Source organism: Parabacteroides acidifaciens (genome assembly GCF_003363715.1).
Classification (GTDB): Bacteria; Bacteroidota; Bacteroidia; order Bacteroidales; family Tannerellaceae; genus Parabacteroides; species Parabacteroides acidifaciens.
The window spans coordinates 53588-74058 of record NZ_QREV01000022.1 but is presented as its reverse complement, the minus strand read 5'-3'; the positions used below and the strand labels follow the sequence as shown (position 1 = coordinate 74058).

Below are 20471 nucleotides of genomic sequence, written 5' to 3'. Positions count from 1 at the left end.
ACGGTCGTAATGGCAAAGAGGACGGTCGCAATGGCGGAAAACGCTCAAAAAAGGCGAAAAAGTCCCTTTTTGAGGTCCAAAAAGCGGATTAACATTTCTTCGCTTTCGGCTCTCTTCCAAGCCTTAAAAATACGTTTTATACAATAAGTCCTTATTTTGACAGCGTGCTAAAAAGCTTTTTGTGGACATTCCGGTGTGATGTCTTCAACTGATTGGAATGCGGATCATGACAGGTGATACAGGACATATCCTTGAAATCTCCTATAGTTGTTTTGTCATCTTCGGAACCCAACTGGTGATTCGTGCCCGGAGCGTGACATTGCATACACAGCAATGTATTGGCATCCTTTATTTCGGCAACAAGGGAATCGCCTGCAAAGATCTGTTCTTTCAGTAATTTATCCGCCGGCATATGCCGTTTATCGGCACGCATATAGAGAGCTGTCGAAGGATATTTGGCTTTTTGGGCCAATGCGCCGCGGGAAGTTTCGTCCATATCCTTATAATTCATACCTCTGGGCTGTTCGTGGTGAACCTGGTGGCAGGCAAGGCACGTGATGGCCGGTTTATCCATCTGGGAGGCGTCTTTGATATGCCAGTCTTCCGGCCCGCCTTCCATCGCCATCAAGTCGTCTATATCCCCGTCATAAAACATACCATGGCAACGGAAACAATCCCAATATGGCCTTTCCATCTTATTATGTTCGACATCCATAAAAATATCCTTGTAAGTTGTGGAATGGGCACCCGACATCCACGATGCCTGTTCAGCCTGATGGCATTCCGCACACCGGTTGGCAAGGGCCAAAGATTGCTTTTCCGTCAAATGGATATCTTCGAAAGTCTTTTTCGTGGTGAAATGCTTATAAACCATATTAAGCTTTTCGGACATGCTGTTGAAGCTTTCGAGAGCCGTACCGTGACAGTCAGTGCAGGTGACATCTGCATGGACCGACTGTTCCCACTTTGCACATGCCGTGCTTATTTCATGGCATCGGGCACAAGTATAGTTGGGGTCCAACCGGTTCCATGTGGCATAAGAGGCAGCTATCACGACAAGAACAGCCGCAGACAGTATTCCCCAATAAAGTATTTTCTTTTTCATTCAAGTATCTTTTTTGTTTTACTTTGTTTTTACTCCCGTCCATTTCTCCACAATATGCTCGCCTATGCGGAAAGCCAGAGCCATAATTGTCAGAACCGGGTTTAAGCCGCCATTCGTCACATGGATGCTACCATCCGCTATATAGAGATTTTCCATATCATGTATTCTGCCATAAGAGTCGGTGACAGATGTCGCCGGATCGTTACCCATGCGGCATGTTCCGGCCTGATGCTGTCCGCCGCTTTGCTCGCCCGTTCCGCCGCCGTAACGCCAAGTCTGCACAGCTCCCGCCGCTTTCAATATCTCGTCCGCTTTAGCCGCAAGGAAATCACAATGTTTTGCATCCAACGGATGATGCCCTCCTGAAAATTCGGCAACAGGAACTCCCCAATAGTCTTTCACATCCTCCGCAACAGTCACCCGCGCCTCAAAAAGGGGCATTTCCTGGATAGGGCCGAACAGGCGTCCGATACGGTTATAGTTATCCCGTTGGAACTTTTTATGTTCTTTTCCCCATTGAGGTGCACCGGGCGGACGATGTCCGGAAAAAGAATAAGGCCCCATATAGAACTCGTTGGCGAGCAATCCGCCCCCGATAATTCCTTCATTATGATGGTTGTAATCCATAATTCCCATCGACGTATTGGGACCGGTCGTCACGTCCAGGATATCGAAGTCGAACAATCCGGATGCACCCGTATAGGAATGTCCCTGAAAATTGCGCCCGACCCAGTCATTATTATTACCGATCCCGTTGGGGAACTCCGGAGATTTGGAGTTCAGCAGCAAACGGGCCGTTTCAGCAGCCGACGCGGCAATCACGACAATATCGGCTTCTATCGTTTGGGACTTGTCGTTTTCATCAAAATAAGAGACGCCGACCGCACGCCCTTTTCCGTCGGTATGTACTTTGTAAACCTTGCAATTGGTCCTCACCGTGCAATTCCCGGTTTGCATGGCAACGGGGATTACGGTATTATGCGTGCCGTTTTTGGCATTCACCGGGCAAGCAAAGCCGACACAGTAGCGGTTTCTGATACAAGCGCCCCGTCCATTATAGGGAACCGAGTTACGAAGCATCGGGACATAAAAAGGATGGAGCCCGATCTTTTTACACGTCTCCGCCAGATAGCCGCCTTCCTTGCTATATTCAAACGGGGGCATCGGATAGGGAACGTGCCGATTCGGTGCGAACGGGTTGTCGGACATATCTCCTGCAACACCGATCTCACGCTCCGCCTTGTCATAATAGGGAGCCAAGTCGTCGTAAGAAATCGGCCAGTCTTCCAGAGTCGAGCCTTCCACCGCTCCATAGGTCGATTTCATCTTAAAATCTTCCGGCATGAAGCGCCACGCCATCGCGCCATAGGAAACAGTACCGGAACCTACGCAAGCCGCTACATGATTGACGGCATAATCGGCCACCCACCGTTTTCCATCCAACGAATTGATGACTCTCGGATTCTTTTTACCATCGGGTCCAAAAGACGTACCCAAATCCTGTACACGCTGGGAAATCAGCTCGTCATTGAAATGCTTATCGTAAGAGGGCCAGTCTCCACGTTCAAAAAGGGTAACTTTAATATGATTAGATGCCAGCTCTTTTGCCACGATTCCACCTCCGGCGCCGGCGCCTACGACGATTGCTGTATATTGTTTATTTGCCATACCTGTTTTGTCCTACTAAAAATGGATAATCTAATTTCATCATGCGATAGCTGACATAGTCTTTATTCCCCCCGTGATGTGGCGGGCCGTAGAAGCCCTGCATAGTGTGCTGGCGCACCATCCAAAAGAAACCGGATTGAGAGATATCCTGCCAATACTTCTCCGGCAGCTTATTCGATTCCATATCCTGCAAGACTTTTGTCTGCACATCCCACTCCAAGGCTACAAAGTTTTTCCCCAGAATTTCTTTACAATAGGCATTCACTGCCTTTACACCGGCCTCATAACGCGCCTTTTGTTCCGGGAAACGTTGATACAGCTGTTTATCAATATAGTTCAACACTCCGGCATCCAACGCCCCGGGATATTCATCCGTAGGAATAATCTGTTCACAAATCGCCCCGATACAACCGGCCTGTTCTTCGGTGAAGGAAACAAAGGACTGCCTTCCCTTTTTCAAATCACAGGCAGGCAGTAGAAGTAAACTTCCATATAAAGCAATGCACTGCTTTATAAATTTTCGTCGGTTACATCTCATAATATATAAATTTAAGTAGTTATATCCATTTTAGTTATCCCCCTTTATATAAAGAGTAATATAAGGCTACATTTCCCTAAAAGGATTCACAAAAATTGTCGACTTTTTTGTTTTATACAGAATAACATACCCACACCGGGCAAACAAAAAAACTTCCGCCTCATAATGAGAGACGGAAGCTCTTTTTGTTCATCCTATGTTCTTTACAAAGGCAAACCCCAGTTGTATTTTATTTTTCCAGATTCTTTTTCCGAGTCAACGCTTCTAAGAAATAATAATCAGCATAAACGATTGGCACATCAATTTCTGTTCCTGCAGGTTTATGGCCGGTGCTTGAACGCAATAAGAAACCATATCCCTGATTTAATGAAACCATATACGATTCTGTCAAATTCTTCAAAATTGTATCAGCCCATTCTTTATATTGCTTACCCTTATCTGAAAAAGTAGAAAGCTCATATAAAGCAGATGCCGTTATAGTGGCAGCCGATACATCCCGGGGTGAGGCCGGGATTTCCGGATCATTATAGTCCCAATAAGGAATTAAGTCCGACGGGATATTTGGATGATTAAAGATAAAAGAAGCAATCTGCTCTGCCTGTTTTAAATATCTCCTGTCATTCGTTTCCCTGTAACACATCGTATAGCCATATAATCCCCATGCTTGCCCGCGTGCCCAAGCAGACTCATGCGCATAACCTTGATGTGTATGTTTATTTCGAATGTTGCCGGTTATAGTATCATAATCAATAACATGATAAGAGCTATAATCCTTTCTGAAATGATTCTTCATCGTATTATCAGCATGTGTTACTGCTATTTTATAAAATGTAGAATCGCCGGAAGCTTTAGTCGCCCAAAACAGATATTCAAGATTCATCATATTATCTATAATAACCGGATACTCCCATTTGTCGCCATTATGGTCCCAGGAACGAATACAGCCGACTACCGGATTAAAACGAGAAGCTAAAGAGTTCGCCCCCTCCAGTAAAACCTGTTTATATTTTTCAGATTGCTCCAAACGATATCCGTTTCCATAACTGCAATATAGCATAAAGCCCAGATCATGAGTTCCCTTATATGATTTTAAGGGCTCCAATAATTCAGTTTGAAACTCGGCCTTCTCTTTCCAGAAGTTATCCCTTGTATATTCATACATATACCAAAGTTCACCGGGGAAAAAACCACTACACCAATCCCGGGCACGAACTAAACGCAAAGAGCCGTCAGCCTGAATATTACGAGGGGAAGGTAATTCTTCCGGCGTCTTTCCCAAAGAATTCCGAACATTCTCGACCTCAGTCAAAGCATAACGTAACTGTTTGTCTGCAAAAGAAAAATCCTGACTTACCAAATCACTCGCTCTTTCTCCCGAACAGGAAAGAGCTATTAACCCCATGCAGATAAAGGAGGATACTTTTTTCATTTTTATAATACTGATTGATATGTAACATTTTTATTTTCTCCCGGCAAAAGGAATACTTTAATTTTTTGCTTAGCGGATAATTCCAAGTCCGTATCAAATCCAATAACTGAAATACCCGGATTAGGAGAATCACAACTAAAATCAGATTGAGCAGGTGAAATATGCCAACGGACTTTCTTCGGGCCTTCAACCTTTACATATAGTTTCTTTCCATCTTTTTCCAATAGCATCACATTATCTGATAAGATTTTAGCCGAAGCAGGGGTAACCATAGTCCATGTCATCATTGTAAAATGTTGGGTTGCTTCAACCATGTCTTCTACCACTACATATTCTTTATTAACCAAAGAAACAGCCCGTTTTGCACTTTTCACTTGATCCTTATAGACAGCTGTCAAATCAGAAATAACATACATATTATTTTCCTGGTCCGAATATCCATCAATTTGAGCTTTCCCTTTTACATTCTGGTATTTATGATTAAATGATAATGTATTATGTGCTAAATTATTATAGCGGTAAACATCCCAACGTTGGGAATTTTGCTTCGTATTCCACAAATCAACGCCTCTCGTCTCCAATCTATTATAATCTTCTCCACCCAAATCCATGCCCCAAAGGACACCGTCTGCTTCAAACAAAAAACTACCGACATCCATATGTCCGTGATTAACAGATGGAGATCCCATTTTCACTCCTATATAAACAGCCAAAGGATCATTCCAGGAAGAACGCATAAAACAAACAGGATTATCACCTTGAGCCTTCCATGATAATTGTACAGGTTTCTGCGGATTAGCTAATGAAGCAGAGGCACCCCAAATTAGCATTGCCGGAGCCAAACGATCTCTTTTGATACGCTTTTGCCCATCTTTCTTATACAGTTGTGCCTGATTATATAAGATGGAAGCGTCTTTTGTTTTATCATAAAACCAAAACATAGTCGGTGCCAAGAATGCGTTTGCCCCATTATCCGAATATGCAAAATTTTTCAGGCTCGGCGTAACCGCATGCAATATATATTCACCTGTCTTCAAGAAACCGGGCAACTGGCTCAAGCCGTAGTCCGTTCCGAAAATCTTTTCAATAGCGCTAAGAAACATTGCATTAAAAGACGTTCCGTAATCCCAATAACCGACACCCTCGGGATAAGCACCATCAGGAGCATAATGCCCCATTGGAATGGATATTTTATCTATAGCCCGGTTTATTACTGTCCGGGACAGTTCCGGTTCTTTCTCCCATATCGCCAAAGCTCCATAAGTAACACCGGCATGGCAGACTTGATTCCAATTATGAACAGCATCAACAAACCAGTTATATCGTTCATCAAAAGAAGGTTTCAAACCCTTTTCAACAATAGCTTTCTCTATTACATTTTTTGTCTGCGCCGATAATTGGGGATAGAGCCAATCATAGCCGATAGCTAATGCCATCGTCATTTCTCCCACATCCAGAAAATGAGACGGATTCCAATCAGAGAAAGAAGCAGCTTTCAACATTTCATTTTCTGCCCGTTTTAGAAACTCACTCTTCCCACTCATCCGATACGCATAACTCAGAATAAAAATACGGCGCAAATTTTCTCTTGATACACTTAACAAACGTTTGCCCGTCTTTATCCGTTCATTCAATGGTAATTTTACAATATCTTCAGCCTCATCCAATAGTGACTGATGAATATCTTTCCATATCGCATCTTTCATTATCACCTTTTTCAAAGCTTTCTCTTCGCCTTTCTGCAATAGAATCCGAGGATGCCCGCCAAGGCGGGTAGATTGGGACACAAACTCTTTTTGTGCAAAAGAGAAACAATGGTAACACAACAATGCCATCAAAAAAACAATAATTCGTGTTTTCATACTTATTAAATTTAAATTATTTGTGGTACACAATACTCTTTCCGGCATATTCTCCCTGTGGTAAATCCACCGCAATACGAGAAGAGCCGGTGCTTTCATCCCACTCGCTCTGAATACATTCCTGACCGGAGTCACCTAACTTCTGATTGACAGACCAATGAATCTTCTTCAAAAAATGAGTCGGATCAGCAACACCCCATGTAAGGATTTCACCAGACTCACTATACTTCAACATCAACATTCCCGGAGAATCCATCGTCACAACTATCTTTTCATTCACATGGAGGGTCCCGCCTTTATAAAATACGGCATAAGCCATGTTCAGTCCATCATGGCGGACAGCCTGCAGCTCTTTATTGTTTGCCAAAGTCACGATTCCTGCTTCTCTCACCTGCCTTTCAATAGAAGAACGGTCCGTGGAAGGGATCACAATATATGCATAGTCACCCTTGTCCGGATGTGCGCCATGATCTATGGAAAGGGTAAAAACCTCCTGCTCTACGGTTTCCTTCGGTGTACTGGTTTGACGGTTTGCGATACTCCAACTCCCGCTAACTTTCTGATTGAGCAACGTAATATTCTCCTTTTGAGGGAAATAATATCCCACTTTATCATGGATCACCCATTGCGCACCATCAATATTGCGAACGCCTTGCTTTTGAACATCGATGCCTTTTGTTTCGCTCACCGTGACCTCTCCATTCAAAATACATTGATTGACTGTAGTTGAGACCGGATACTTCATCCGGCTTGAGATATCCGTGCCCAGACAAACATATTCCTTGTCAAAGAAAAACCATGCTTTCTTGGCTGCCAAACCTGTATGCGGACTCTTGAAATTGAAACCGACAGCACCATACAAACCATCTGTAACCGCACCAACAAAATCAGTCAGTCCCCATTTCTGCACTTCATTCTCACCTGGCATTTTATCCAATTGCACAATCGTTGCTCCCGGAATCTTCATCCAATCACAAACAGGCGTCAATCTTTTATATTCATCTCCCCGGACTGAAAGATAATTTGTTCCATCTCCTCTAAAATGGTTCATCAGTCCCTCTCCGTTGTAAGGTTCTTCCATATTCGCATTACGAGTTGAATACATTCTGACTGAGGTGTAAAAATCAGGACGTTGGAAAACAAAATGATCCGTACGCCAAAAGAATTTAGCGAAAGAGGCAGGTCGACATGAAGGGTCTCCTCTTCTCAAACAAATAATATTTTCCAGTTCAGCTTGCCTATAATTCGTCAAGTTTTTCAATTTTTCAGGATCAGAAGGTCCCCAAACCTTCTCTTCACCCGGTCGAGTGATGTCTCGATTCAAGATACCTGGATCCGAAATCTTCCCATAGATCATCTGTTTACAAATACCATCAATATAATAATCAATCAGCAATCTGACTGCTTGGTCCGAAAAGCGGAATTTCGTATCTGCCACATTCGATGCCCATTCTATAAAAGCACTGGCATAACCGGAACCATAAGAAAGAGTGTTATTTACCCAATCCGTCCGGTGATGGAAGCTAAAATCATGTTGCATACCTCTTTCAGTTGAGAACTTGATTTCTCCCTCTATGATTTTCATTAGCATGGCAACCTCTTCCGCATCTCTTTTAAACAGGGCTGCTTTTGCCTGTAACCCTGCAATCTTTATACGATCCCCGCTGGGCCGTGCCCCCCAAGCATTGATATTTCCACGCTCCGCTATCTTTAGCATCCGAGTTGATTCTTCTTGAGACAATTCCTTATCAAGTATTAATAGCATACTCACCATCACGTTAGGCGTGCCAATCTGATTCCACCACCAATTCTCGCAAATGAAATCATTTGCCAACCAAAAAGCCAATGATTGGTGAATAGCCTTTCTCACCTGCTTATTTCCTTTGTAAAGAGACCCGTTTTTTTTATAAGCAATGCTCAATGCCAACATATTACCAAGATGCCGTTCATGTTGGAAAGCTGTACGGGTCGTATCGACATAATCAATACCTGGCCAAGTTCCGTCTGGTTGTATTGACTCCAATAGAGTATTAATCTTTTCTTCGTTAATAATTGGTTTCATTGCTTGTTCTGCAAAAAGTTTCCGCAATTTTTCTATATCGGAATCAGTCTTTCCCATTATTGTTTGGAAACAGAACAACAAAATAAACCAACACATCAGTTTCATTAAATTCCTTTTCATCATATACATGGTATTATTTAAGTTACAACTAAATATTTTTAAATCAGAGAATTATTCTAACAGAAATAATTTTTCACCTGCATCGATATAACTCTCCCCTCTCAATTTTTCATTAACCGATTTATTCTTAGGTATCACTTCTATAGGGATATTAGAACGAACCAAAAGATGCTTTTGATCATATTCCAGGAAAAAATCCCCCTTCTTTTTTGCTCTTATCTCGAAATTCTCATCTTCAGCAAAAGTTCCGCTTCCGACATAAATCATATTCTTATCCTTCGTATGCGCAAAAATATTCCAATCGGCACAACATTTCTTTCCCCTGACAGGAATTTCCAAAAGCTCTTGAATACTGGCAAAAATATAAATATCCCCTTGCTTTGTTTCTACTGTCAGAGCAGAACCCTTTACTCCATCCGGTATTTTTATCCGTTCTACATTTTTAATAACCCCACCTGACAGACCGTCCGATGTCGGTTCGTAAACAGCAACAAAAGGATTATCGGCAGCCTTTTCCATCCGCATAGTAACAACAGGCAAAGGTTTATGCAGATAGGGTGCTTGTGCTGTCTTCGCTTCCGGAGACAAAGCTGTAAAATAAGAGACATCAGGAGTTGCCGGCATCCACATTTTCATATATCCATGTTTAGGAGTCAAAGACTCTGCTGAAAATAATGCCACTACGCCTTTTCCATAACAACCGGTTGTCCGGACTGATTTAAAATAACGTAAGCCAGGACTATCTTTGCCGACACAAGGATATGAGGATATAGATTGTAATTCGATTATATCACCATCCACCGTATAAAGCTCCACATTATCACCTATATTATGATACAAATAATCATTGCTTACCTTATTGTCAGACCGATAAATATCCACATAAAAGCCATGTTCTTCATCTATGCGTACAATTGAGAGTAAACGTTCCTGATTCGTTTTTGTCGCCCCTTCGTAGTATTTAGTCAAAGTATAAGAAAACTCATCAGAAAGTGCTTTTATCCCTGCTAAAGGTTCCATCGACACCAACTCTACTGCTCCAATCGATTTAGTACCTCCACCGCCTCTAAAAGGAGATAACGATGTGGAAGATCCTGCTGCAACCACAGTATTATGTGCAGCCCACTGGGTATAATATTCCACATGCATCGGATGCTCATAAGTCGGACCGTTACCCGGATCTATCCCCATCACAGTTCCTGCCCCATACAATTCCACACTCATTCCATTAGAATGATTATGATTATAAGTTGCTCCCTGTACAACACACATCAATCCGTTCTGCCGGTCCATTCCATTTCTCTGAAGATAGCAAGAAGCAAAATCCAATTTTTCTGTCCGATTCCATAATTTTCCACCTTTAGTATTCACGACTGGCAGTTTAGGCAAGAAACACAGCATTCCGGTTATCCCTGTATTTTCACGATCATAGAGGCCTGCATTTTCCAATATTTTCACAGCATCTACCAAATCCGGCAAAATTGATAATGAATACTTATCAGCCATTTTTATAGCACTTTCCAAACACTCAATGCTTTGTCTCGGACGTCCGGTATCACCAAAAGCAGAAGCTGTCAAATTAGGAAAAGAATACTTCAACATGACATAAGCAGCCTTCAATAATTCAGGATATTTATTAAAAATCTGATACCCATTATTCTCTAACATCATAGCTGCCTCTATTAATTTCGAAACAGGATAGTTATGATAGCCTCCCGGTTCTTTCCAATGTCCATCTGTGGTAAACCATTGCTTTGTTGCGGAAGGTAGACTTAACTGCCCACAACCATTCACAATCGTATCCCGGCTCAAATAAAACTCTAAATAATAATTTCTTTTCTGCGCATCCTTTAATGATAAAGCGGCGGCAACCAACGTTGAACTTTCTGCCGCGAACCAGTTGTTCCCTGTATACCCTCTGAATGACAATGTCCAGGCAATCTTTTCAAAAGCATTTTCATAATTATCCAAAGGGTAATCATGCTTTACCAGATAAGGATACAAGAAATCATAAGCCAAAACCAACGGCTTCTCTTTCTCATCACCCAATGTCTGGATATCCAAAAATCCAGTACGTCCCGGACCGTCAATCGGCTCCTGATATACTACCCCGTTAACCCATTGGTTTAGTATATCTGCAGCAAATTTAGCATACCTTTCTTCTCCCGTCAGCCAGTAAATAACAGAAGCTTCATAAGCCAATACGTTGATTCTGCCATTAATCGCCGCCACATACGATTGCGGATCCACTCTTTCATATTGCTGTGTGACAGGATTCAACAAATTCATCGTCATTGATGTATCATTCGGAATAAGATTTTCTATTTCAGGGACGACATAAGCCCGGCCTTGTGCTGTAATCGGAGAACGCTTATGTGGTGAAACCCGTACAGTCGGAACCGGAGCGTCTCCTCCATAGCCTATCAGCTGTGTTCCTTCTTTGTCAGATATAAAATGAGTGTAACGTTTTCCCGGAACCCTGTTCATCAAATAGCGATCCAAAATCCAATGGGGATCTGCCTGGTGTCTCTCTATATAAACTTCCAACCGCTCTTGCGTCTGGTTGAAAATTTGTTTTGCCCAAGTCTCTTTTTCTATTTTATCTAATATGGCAGCCTTATCCTCTTCGTTAACAAGGATATGCGGATGCCGCTCTGCCATAACCGGAGAACAGATAAACAAGACTAAAACTATGATATTATATAGAACTTTCATCATTTATTCATTTAATTGTTCCAATTGCAATTTTTTCTCAGAAGAAAGGTATTCCTGTTGCTCTGTTTTGCCATTCCACCTGTAGAGATTATCTTTGATATCGGTTTCTCTCTGGGCAAATGTCTGAATTCCGTAGCTGTTGTTATACTGAATCATATTTTGTTTGATCTGAATCCGGCTGGAACCCTCGTGTAAATATTCTCCCATAAAGCCACATCCGTCATTGCCTTCAATCAAACATTTTCTAATTTCACCATTGTGACACTCTGCCATCAGTATGCCATGCCAGCCATTTCTGGCAATCTCGCAGTTCTCAACCCTTAATGATTTACAATGATCAAGAACCAGTCCACAACCGCGTATAGAGGTGTCGAACCGCGAGTCTTTTATTATAATATCACTGGAGTGTTGTATCATCAGGTTATGTTGAAGTCTTGGGCCGGGAACAACATGTGCACCATTTTCTGTAAAATCACAATGGTCGATTTCCACACCTTTGGCATCCGATATATAAACACCAGATCTGGAGAAATTAATCACAGTCAGATCTTTCAATTTAACTTTGCTAAAAGTATGTCCGGCCTCCCCTCGCAAGGAAATACCAGCCAATGCATTGCTATAACGCCCAGTCCTATAAAAGCGTCCTGAATTCGGATCATAAGCATCTTGATGTTCCTTGGCTCCTTCCACGATAAGATTCTCTATGGTAATGTTTTTCGCTTCTAAATCCCCCAACAATATGGCTGCAGTTCGGACCGTCGGTTCACAAATCAGAACAGTGCTCCGGCCTTCTCCACAGATATGTATATCCGAGGGAATGATCAATGATTGTTTTAGTTTATACTCACCGGCACGCAGGAACACTGTTTTGCCAGACCCCGCATTAGCCCTTAATATAGTTTGGAGATCTTCCTGATCGTTTACTTCAATAATGGACTGGCTAATCGGTCGAGTCTGTTCCAGTGTAGCACCTGCATGATAGGCTATCTTGCTTTCCTGAACATCCGTTAACTCAGCAGGTTTCTGCCGGAACGCATCCCTGAATGCAGTCAGTTTCCACAACGCACTTGCAGGATTATTCATCTCTGTACGACTGCACAATTCTTTCAAATAAGGCATATCAATACCCTTTGCCGCAAAATGGTCGATACAATATTCAAAACCCGAACGGTATTTGAAGCGTTCTCTCTGCGAAGGAATACCGTAAGCATAAACAGAATCACCGGTAATAAAACGCGCAGAATATTCCAAGCCTAAAGCTAATCTATTGTCTGCCACACCAAACAAATCCACGCCTTGCATATAAGCAATACGAGCCGCACCTGAAAACTCATAAAGTCCCATTTGAACATGTCCCTGATCTCTGCGAGTTTCCTGGCATTGTCCTGTAGGATAAATATACTTGATCAGACTACCATTTGCATTGGCATGCAGATAATGATAAACAGCATTATCAAACAATTCCCGGTTATCAGTAAAGACGGCAATAGCTAACAATGTGTGCATGATCGCCCCATCCCAATTACCGTTTGCAACAGGAAAATAGTAACGAATAGTCGGATAGAAAGCCGACATCATCAGCCGGCTCATGTTCTCCGTATCTTTCTCTTTCCACCCAGGATAGTTATACCGCAAAATTTCGGCAGCGTTACAAAACTCATAACCAGTCAGTGCAACAAGCAGTTTTGCATTGTTTTCATCGAAACTACGTAAGGTATTAGCCCATTTCTCTATAATATCAACCACCATTTCCGCATAGCGATCATCTCTCGAAATATACCATAAGACAGCACAACTATAAGCCATACGTGCAGATTGTGACAACTCCTTTCCACCAATGTCCGGTTTAGAATAAGGCCCGCTGATCACATGAGCAAAAGGCTTTACGTGAAAATTCAAAGATGTTTTTTCTTTTAATAAATCATAAGCACTTTTCCAAGGCTGCTTTCCATCCAACACTTGTTCCCGCATATATTCCAGATCTGCTTGGTTCATATCTATACCCGGATGAACAAACTGTTGGGCAAATCCAATGTCAGTCACCAGCAAAAGCATGCTTACGATCAATAGTAATTGTATATTGTGTCTCATGATATTATTTGGTTTATATAATAGAATAGACTAAAAACAAGACTGGGTAATTGGCAGGCAAGTTAACAAAAAATACAAACTCATCAACTTGCCTACCTATCAATCCATTAATTAAATTTACATTTTATATCTTTTGGCACTAACAGTCATCTCGCCAGTCGGTGCTTTGTTGATATAAATGAATGCCCGATACTTACCATCAGCCGTCTCAACCCAGGCACCGGCTTCTTCTTTCAATCCCAAAATATAGCTCACCCCCTTCGACATATCTATGGTCTCAAAATCCAAATCATCAACAAATTTACTATACTGCAAATCGGCCAATTGACGATCTTGTAAACCATACATTTTAATCATCTTGGTATTATTGACAAAACCGGAAGGAAGCTCCGCATCTCCCATATATTCTTTAGGAGAAGAGCCTGTGTAGAAAGCGTGTGACAAATCTGTCTTCTCACTGTAAGCATACATAATATCAATCTTTGTTGCTAATGAAGGATCGGCTAACAAGTCTTCCTTAGAATAAATATGTACAGCTTCTCCTTCTTCCGAAAATGAGAGATAACATTTGTCATTAGTCACTGATAAATTTTTGATCATATCCATTTTTGATATCTTATACGGCCCTAATTGGTATCCCGCAGTCTGACCATTACTGGCTTTAACCGAGAAAGAGAACCGTACCTCTTTTCCACGAGCCTCCTCTGGAATTATATAATAAAAACGCAAGGTTGCCGCACAAGTATCAACTGTAAAGTTTATGGTAGTTGTTGCCCCGCTTGTTTGCGAATCAGAACAAACTTTTACCGGAATATCCTTACCGGACGAATTGGTATAATACGAATTAGGATCAAAATAGGTACCGGCAGCTCCGGCTATACTACTCACGACTTGAGCGGATGACAGTTTTCCCAATTCTTTGGGAATTGCCATCGCATATGCAAATTCAATCTCATTGCCTACGATATTCGGTGCTATAGGCAGACTGCGTTTAATGCAATCATTGCTTAACGCAGATACAGGATCCTTCAATAATACAGGATCATCATCACATGCAACCAAAGTTAAAGCAAATGACAGCAATATAAAATAATAATATTTCAGTTTCATACTTTTCATTTTTTATTATTGCAACGGTCTTTCTACTATAAGGAATACATATTCCTTCTTTATTTCACGATTACCAGCGATTACTGTAAACCGTTTAGCCGTCGAGGGAAATGCCGACGGGTTACTGACGATACGTTCGCCTAACTGGCCTGACGGATTTCCTGATTTCCAGTCACCTTCGACAAAATCCATATCCATCTTAGAACCTGAAAAATCCATCCAACCTGTAATTTTAGGAGCCAATTTTGCGTCTTCACAAAGAGAAATACGAGGCCACAAATTGTTAAGTGGCGTACCGAATTTAACATACATGATAGCAACCTGAGCAGTCGTATCAACATAAGCATTACCTAATTTGATTGTTTGATAATCAGTATCCCACAAATCAAAATTGCTCACATAACATTCCGCCCTTGTTGTGATCAGCAAACCATCTTCATCTACAGGAAAATCAGTACAAGCTGCCATGAGCAGGGTTGTGAACAGGAATAAACATATTTTATTAATCATCTTTTTCATATCATCCTATTTTAATTATAACCATGGTGTATTCTGTGTTAAATTCGGATTTTTATTTCTTTCAGAAGGCGGAATCCGGAAAATATAGTTCCGTTGATAGTTCAACAAAGGTGTATTATTGAAAACAGTCTGCCTCAAAGCTCCATGTGTATCATACATTCTAACACCCGGAGATGTTTGCGGCGGCAAGAAAACCCGTTCTATGGATCTCCAACGGCGAAGATCGAAAAAACGCTGGCCTTCAGCAAACAGCTCGATGATTCTTTCCTGCTCGATTGCATAAAAGAACGTCAGTTTGTCCGTGTATTTCTCAGGCTTCAATGCCGGCAAGTTACCACGATGACGAACCCGGTTGACAACATCAAGCGCCAAACCTCCATCACCTATAGGGCCATAAGCCTCATTGGCTGCTTCCGCATACATCAGATAGACATCTGCCAAACGCATGACCGGCATATGGTAGTCACCGTCCGAACGACCTTGTCCGGCATAATTGCGGACAAACTTTCTCATGATATAACCAGTCTGGTCGCCATCGGCATTGATAGCTCCATACCCATCAACCGTACCTTTCAATGTCTTGTATTGGTATTTACGGATTTGGTCGAAAGCCAAACTCAACATAGTCACCATCGTTTCTCCATCCCATAATAAAGTTGATTTCATTCGGTAATCACGATCTTTATATGATTCCGGGTTCAAGGCAGAATTAACTGCCGTACGAGCGTCTTCATCTGTCGGATTCTTGGGTATCAGTTTCTCGCAGAAATCACCGGTAATAGTAGACTGATAACGATCGGCCAATTCTGCGCGTGGTTGTCCCCAACCTTGGCTACCTTCTGTAGCACGTGTACCAAAATCCCTCATCAGTTCTTCACCTTGACCGGTTCCGGTACCACCATGTGTAAATCCAACCATTAGCTCAGGATCTGCATTGGCTGTCGGCAAGAAAAGATGGAAATAATTCGGCAAGATTTCACATCCACCCATTTCACCCCAGTCACCCGGCTCACCGTTCTTGAACAATGCAAGACCGGATTCCTCAATCACTTTCCTAAAGTCAGCAGCTGCATCTTTATACGCTTGTGCCGATTCGGCGGCACTTGGTGTGAATGTATCCAACTCCGGCCAACCTCCATCAGGAGAAACAGGTGTATCCCAAGGCCAAGATGTACGATTCCAACAAGCCCAAAAAAGTTGCAGCTTACCCCGAAATGCCAAAGCTCCCCACTTGGTAAAGCGTCCTAATGCCACAGGTTTTGCCGGCAATTTTTCCCAAGCATAAGTAAAATCGTCATAAATATGCTGTTTGATTTCTGTGATCGATGTACGTGAGATGTTAGCTACCTCATCGTTGCTTTCTATGATCTTATCAAAATACGGAACATCTCCCCACATCGAGATCAAGCGGAAATAAGCCATACCCCTCAACATTTTCGCTTCACCGATAAAAGCTTCCAACTTTGCTTTAGATTCTTCTGTCTTTGCATCAGGAAGCATATTCTCTATATTTTGAATAGCATAGTTAGCACGATTGACCGTTGCATAAGCATATTGATAGTAAGTATCAAAATTACTTCCGTATGTAGCAGAAGGATTGTCATACTTTCCATTACGGTAGGCAATGCTTCTGTCTCCGGTAGCTTGAGACGTCCCAACATTTCCCCTGAATCTCAGATATTCCGTATTTCCATCGAATACATAATCACGGTTGAACATAGCTCGCGCCTGACTGTAAACCCCATTGATCGCATATTCGGCATCACTTTCGGTTTTCCAATATAAGGAAGAAGCAAGTTCTCCTGCCGGAGTCTGGTTCAATAAATTATCTACACATGAAGAAAACGTCAGATTGGCGCCAACAACACATGCGATTGTTAATATTTTAAATCCATTATTTTTCATACCATTACTGTTTAAAAACTAACATTAAGACCAATTGAGAAAGACCGGTTAATCGGATATAAGTCACGAGTACTGTTTTTCTTTTCAGGATCCAAGCCCGGATATTGTGTTACAGTAAACAAATTCTCGGCAGATACATAAATCCTCAAATTTGTCATTGAAATCTTAGACAAGAGTTTTTGGGGTAGATTATATCCCAACATGATATTTTTCATTCTCAAGTAATTCATATTATAGAGCCAGAAATTGTTATCACTTCTATCCGTATCCGATCCTAACCTCGGCCATGCTCCATTTCTATTTTCCAAAGACCAAGGTTCTGTCCAATGATCCCAAGTGGAGGCATAACGTCTATCATTAATTTTTGTCTGATTGAAATCCGTAAGCCAAAAATCTTTACGCCCTAATCCACCATTAAACAACATCGAGATATCAAATCCTTTCCAAGCTGCCTGTAAAGTAATACCGTAAGTTGTCGTTGGACGATCTCTTTGAATATTCGGATAAGCTTTCTTGTCTTTACCATCGATTATACCGTCACCATTTAAATCTTTACGAATCACATCACCTGGCGATAAACTTTGGGGGGTATTATTATAAATATCCTCCCAAGTTTGAGCAATACCATTATTTTCATAAACATATAAGAAATGGTAAGGCATATCTAAATATATCCAGCCACGACTAAGAAATTCATTCCACTCTTTCAATACTGTCCGGTTATAAGCTCCATTCAGGTTGACAGAATATTCTACATTACCGATTTTATCTTTCCAAGTCAAGTTCAATTCCAAACCTCTGTTTAGCAAATCTCCGATATTGGCACGAGGAGCACTATAAGCTCCAGTTAAGTGTATTGACATTTGAGACGGACGATTCATACCCGTACGCAAACGGTTATAAAAATCTATTTCCGTGCGTAAACGGTTATCCAAAAAACCTAAATCCAAACCAACATTGATATCAGTCGAAACTTCCCAAGAAAGATCTTTATTAATCATTTTCTTGTTGACAAATCCCTTAACGACATCACTTGACATATAATTCATGGCGGTTAACGTTTCCAACTGTTCAAAACGGTTGACTCCGGAGTTATCACCTAACTTACCCCAAGAAGCACGAAGTTTACCGCTGGATAACCATGAGGAGAGATATTTCTTCAGGAACTCTTCTTCGGTGAAACGCCACCCAACCGCTACAGTCGGGAAAAAACCATACTGATGACCTTTGACAAACTTTGAAGAACCGTCCAGACGAAAACTGAATTCCAATAAGTACTTGTCATAAGCACTATAGTTCAGACGGCCGATATAAGATCTCAAACCTTCGGAAGCAGAACTTCCCGAATTACTCTGAACATTCGTCAAGGCTGCATTGATTTCGCTGGTAGACGGATGGATACGATCGTTACGGGATGCACCTGTTGAGCGGGTGTGCCAATACTCTTCACTATAGACAAACATGGCACCTATATGATGATTCTTCGCGATTGTCGTTTCATATTGCAAGCGACCGTTCAGTTGCGTCTTATAGTTAGTAGTATTATTGTCGCTTACCCCCACATTATCTGCAACATAGTAACGTCCGAGGTTCTGTCCGGTTTGAAAATCGTAAGCTGCATCAGTCGGCATGTCAGCCCTTTTCTGAAAATAGTTACTAAAACTCAAAGCATAATCCACATGGGCCGTAAATCCTTTAAACACTTCCCAATCCAAAAAGAGACTTCCGTTCAGCTGCTGGCGAGTCTGTTTCGGGTTACGGCTGTCAAAAAAGGCATACGGATTATAGGCCTGTATATCTTCGCCGTAAGCCATAACCCCACCATAGCGACCTGTAACAGGGTCATAAGGTGTAATACCGGCAACTGCATATTGCATATCACCACCACCGGAATCGCTTGTATCATTATTTGTGATTCCATCGGCAAAGCCGCTATAAGTAAATTCAGACCAGTTGCCATCAACACGAGCACCGACTTTCACATTATTGAACATATTATAGTCATAATTGAAACGGGTGTTATAACGTTTGAAATCGTTTTTCATCTGAATACCCTCTTTATCCATCATACCGATAGAAATGTAGAAATTCGATTTATCATTTCCGCCAGTTGCTGAAAGCGTATAGTTTTGAAGAGTACCGGTTCGCATAAAAGCATCGAACCAATCAGTATTCGGATATCGCAGCGGATCGATCATGCCTAACGCCATCCATTGATCAATCGTCCCATCCTTAAAATTATAACTTTCCCGTTTAGTACCCGATGCAGCCCTGAATTGATGTAGTGTTAATGCACGTGGATAATCATCCATGAAATCATAAGAGCGTGACGGTTTCTCTATAGCATAAGAACCGGTGAAATTGATGCTCGTCTTTCCTTTTTTACCTGTACGGGTTGTGATCAAGATAACTCCATTGGCTGCACGAGATCCGTAGATAGAAGCCGAAGCTGCGTCTTTTAATACAGAAATACTTTCAACATCTGCCATATTAATACGATTGATATCAACATCGGGCATACCATCAACTACAATTAACGGACTGGTATTGTTGACCGTACCCATACCACGAATCATCAAAGATGCATTATCATTACCCGCCATACTGGTTGTTTGGGAAACTTGCAAACCGGGTATTAAGCCGGAAAGACCAGTTGAAACGTTGGATAATGAACGGCTTGTTATTTTTTCGTCAACATTGACTGCAGCAACCGCTCCAACCAAGTTTACCTTCTTTTGGGTACCGTAGCCGACAACGACAACCTCTTCGATCGCTTGTGAATCCTCTTTTAATGTTACATTAATCTCTGATTGATCTTTTACCGGAATTTCTACAGGAGTATATCCGATATAAGAAATTATTAAAATCGCATTTTGAGGGACTTCCAAACTATACTGGCCATTTATGTCGGTGATCGTACCGGTTCCATTGTCTCCCTTTAGCACGACATTTGCACCAATAACAGGTTCACCTGTTACGTCTTTAATCACTCCCGTAATCCGCCTGTTAGCTTGCTGTTTTTCACCTTTCGAAGCTGCTGATGCCGTTAAGATTATATCCTTATCAACAACTCTATAAGCGATATTGGTGTTTTTGAATAAGATTTCTAAAATCGTAAAAACATCTTTGTTGTTAACTTCAAATGTAACTTTGCGATCTACATTTACTAACTTACTATTATAGAAAAAATGGAAATCCGATTTATTTTCTATAACGTCCAACACTTCTGCTATACTCTTTTTCTCAGCACTTATGGATAACACTGTGTTTTGGGCATAAGTATTAGAAGAGAATGCCACTTCAACAGATATAAACAGAAGTAAAAAAATCAAATTGAATACACGACA

Annotated in this window: 12 protein-coding genes; all 12 read right to left on the bottom strand. The window is 41.6% G+C overall.

Annotation, left to right across the window (positions count from 1 at the left end; genetic code table 11):
• Positions 1-151 precede the first annotated feature (151 nt).
• Positions 152-1105: a multiheme c-type cytochrome gene (locus tag DWU89_RS10900; protein WP_115499677.1), complete on the bottom strand. Its 954-nt coding sequence runs from the start codon at positions 1103-1105 to the stop codon at positions 152-154.
• Positions 1106-1123: 18 nt separating this feature from the next.
• Positions 1124-2773, bottom strand: coding sequence for a GMC family oxidoreductase (locus DWU89_RS10895; protein WP_115499676.1), 1650 nt, complete (start codon positions 2771-2773; stop codon positions 1124-1126).
• Positions 2763-3311: a gluconate 2-dehydrogenase subunit 3 family protein gene (locus DWU89_RS10890; protein WP_115499675.1), complete on the bottom strand. Its 549-nt coding sequence runs from the start codon at positions 3309-3311 to the stop codon at positions 2763-2765. The genes DWU89_RS10895 and DWU89_RS10890 overlap by 11 nt, the downstream gene beginning before the upstream one ends.
• A gap of 229 nt (positions 3312-3540) precedes the next feature.
• Positions 3541-4740 (bottom strand): glycoside hydrolase family 88 protein, encoded by a 1200-nt coding sequence (locus tag DWU89_RS10885; protein WP_167451661.1) that lies wholly within the window; start codon positions 4738-4740, stop codon positions 3541-3543.
• A gap of 2 nt (positions 4741-4742) precedes the next feature.
• The gene (locus DWU89_RS10880; RefSeq protein ID WP_115499673.1) at positions 4743-6602 is read right to left on the bottom strand and encodes a heparinase II/III domain-containing protein; all 1860 of its coding nucleotides are present in this window, start codon (positions 6600-6602) and stop codon (positions 4743-4745) included.
• Positions 6603-6618: 16 nt separating this feature from the next.
• Positions 6619-8793 carry a polysaccharide lyase family 8 super-sandwich domain-containing protein gene (locus tag DWU89_RS10875; protein WP_115499672.1) on the bottom strand — a complete coding sequence of 725 codons (2175 nt, stop codon included), beginning with the start codon at positions 8791-8793 and terminating at the stop codon, positions 6619-6621.
• Between the two features lie 42 nt (positions 8794-8835).
• Complete coding sequence (locus DWU89_RS10870; RefSeq protein ID WP_115499671.1) at positions 8836-11502, bottom strand: heparinase II/III family protein; 2667 nt, start codon at positions 11500-11502, stop codon at positions 8836-8838.
• Positions 11503-13590, bottom strand: a complete 2088-nt coding sequence (locus tag DWU89_RS10865; RefSeq protein ID WP_115499670.1) for a right-handed parallel beta-helix repeat-containing protein — start codon at positions 13588-13590, stop codon at positions 11503-11505. It abuts the gene before it with no gap.
• A 117-nt stretch (positions 13591-13707) separates the two neighbouring features.
• The gene (locus DWU89_RS10860) at positions 13708-14700 is read right to left on the bottom strand and encodes a DUF4466 family protein (RefSeq protein ID WP_115499669.1); all 993 of its coding nucleotides are present in this window, start codon (positions 14698-14700) and stop codon (positions 13708-13710) included.
• 15 nt (positions 14701-14715) lie between these two features.
• Positions 14716-15219 carry a hypothetical protein gene (locus tag DWU89_RS10855; RefSeq protein ID WP_115499668.1) on the bottom strand — a complete coding sequence of 168 codons (504 nt, stop codon included), beginning with the start codon at positions 15217-15219 and terminating at the stop codon, positions 14716-14718.
• 15 nt (positions 15220-15234) lie between these two features.
• Positions 15235-17124: a RagB/SusD family nutrient uptake outer membrane protein gene (locus DWU89_RS10850; protein ID WP_115499667.1), complete on the bottom strand. Its 1890-nt coding sequence runs from the start codon at positions 17122-17124 to the stop codon at positions 15235-15237.
• Positions 17125-17135: 11 nt separating this feature from the next.
• A partial coding sequence (locus DWU89_RS10845) for a TonB-dependent receptor (protein WP_392391928.1) occupies positions 17136-20471 on the bottom strand: 3336 nt, incomplete at its 5' end.

What these genes read in the sequence shown, in the direction of transcription:
- DWU89_RS10870 (WP_115499671.1), bottom strand. Translation starts at nt 11,502, where the DNA reads ATGATGAAAGTTCTATATAATATCATAGTTTTAGTCTTGTTTATCTGT.
- DWU89_RS10860 (WP_115499669.1), bottom strand. Translation starts at nt 14,700, where the DNA reads ATGAAACTGAAATATTATTATTTTATATTGCTGTCATTTGCTTTAACT.
- DWU89_RS10875 (WP_115499672.1), bottom strand. Translation starts at nt 8,793, where the DNA reads ATGTATATGATGAAAAGGAATTTAATGAAACTGATGTGTTGGTTTATT.
- DWU89_RS10880 (WP_115499673.1), bottom strand. Translation starts at nt 6,602, where the DNA reads ATGAAAACACGAATTATTGTTTTTTTGATGGCATTGTTGTGTTACCAT.
- DWU89_RS10850 (WP_115499667.1), bottom strand. Translation starts at nt 17,124, where the DNA reads ATGAAAAATAATGGATTTAAAATATTAACAATCGCATGTGTTGTTGGC.
- DWU89_RS10865 (WP_115499670.1), bottom strand. Translation starts at nt 13,590, where the DNA reads ATGAGACACAATATACAATTACTATTGATCGTAAGCATGCTTTTGCTG.
- DWU89_RS10890 (WP_115499675.1), bottom strand. Translation starts at nt 3,311, where the DNA reads ATGAGATGTAACCGACGAAAATTTATAAAGCAGTGCATTGCTTTATAT.
- DWU89_RS10885 (WP_167451661.1), bottom strand. Translation starts at nt 4,740, where the DNA reads ATGAAAAAAGTATCCTCCTTTATCTGCATGGGGTTAATAGCTCTTTCC.
- DWU89_RS10855 (WP_115499668.1), bottom strand. Translation starts at nt 15,219, where the DNA reads ATGAAAAAGATGATTAATAAAATATGTTTATTCCTGTTCACAACCCTG.
- DWU89_RS10900 (WP_115499677.1), bottom strand. Translation starts at nt 1,105, where the DNA reads ATGAAAAAGAAAATACTTTATTGGGGAATACTGTCTGCGGCTGTTCTT.
- DWU89_RS10895 (WP_115499676.1), bottom strand. Translation starts at nt 2,773, where the DNA reads ATGGCAAATAAACAATATACAGCAATCGTCGTAGGCGCCGGCGCCGGA.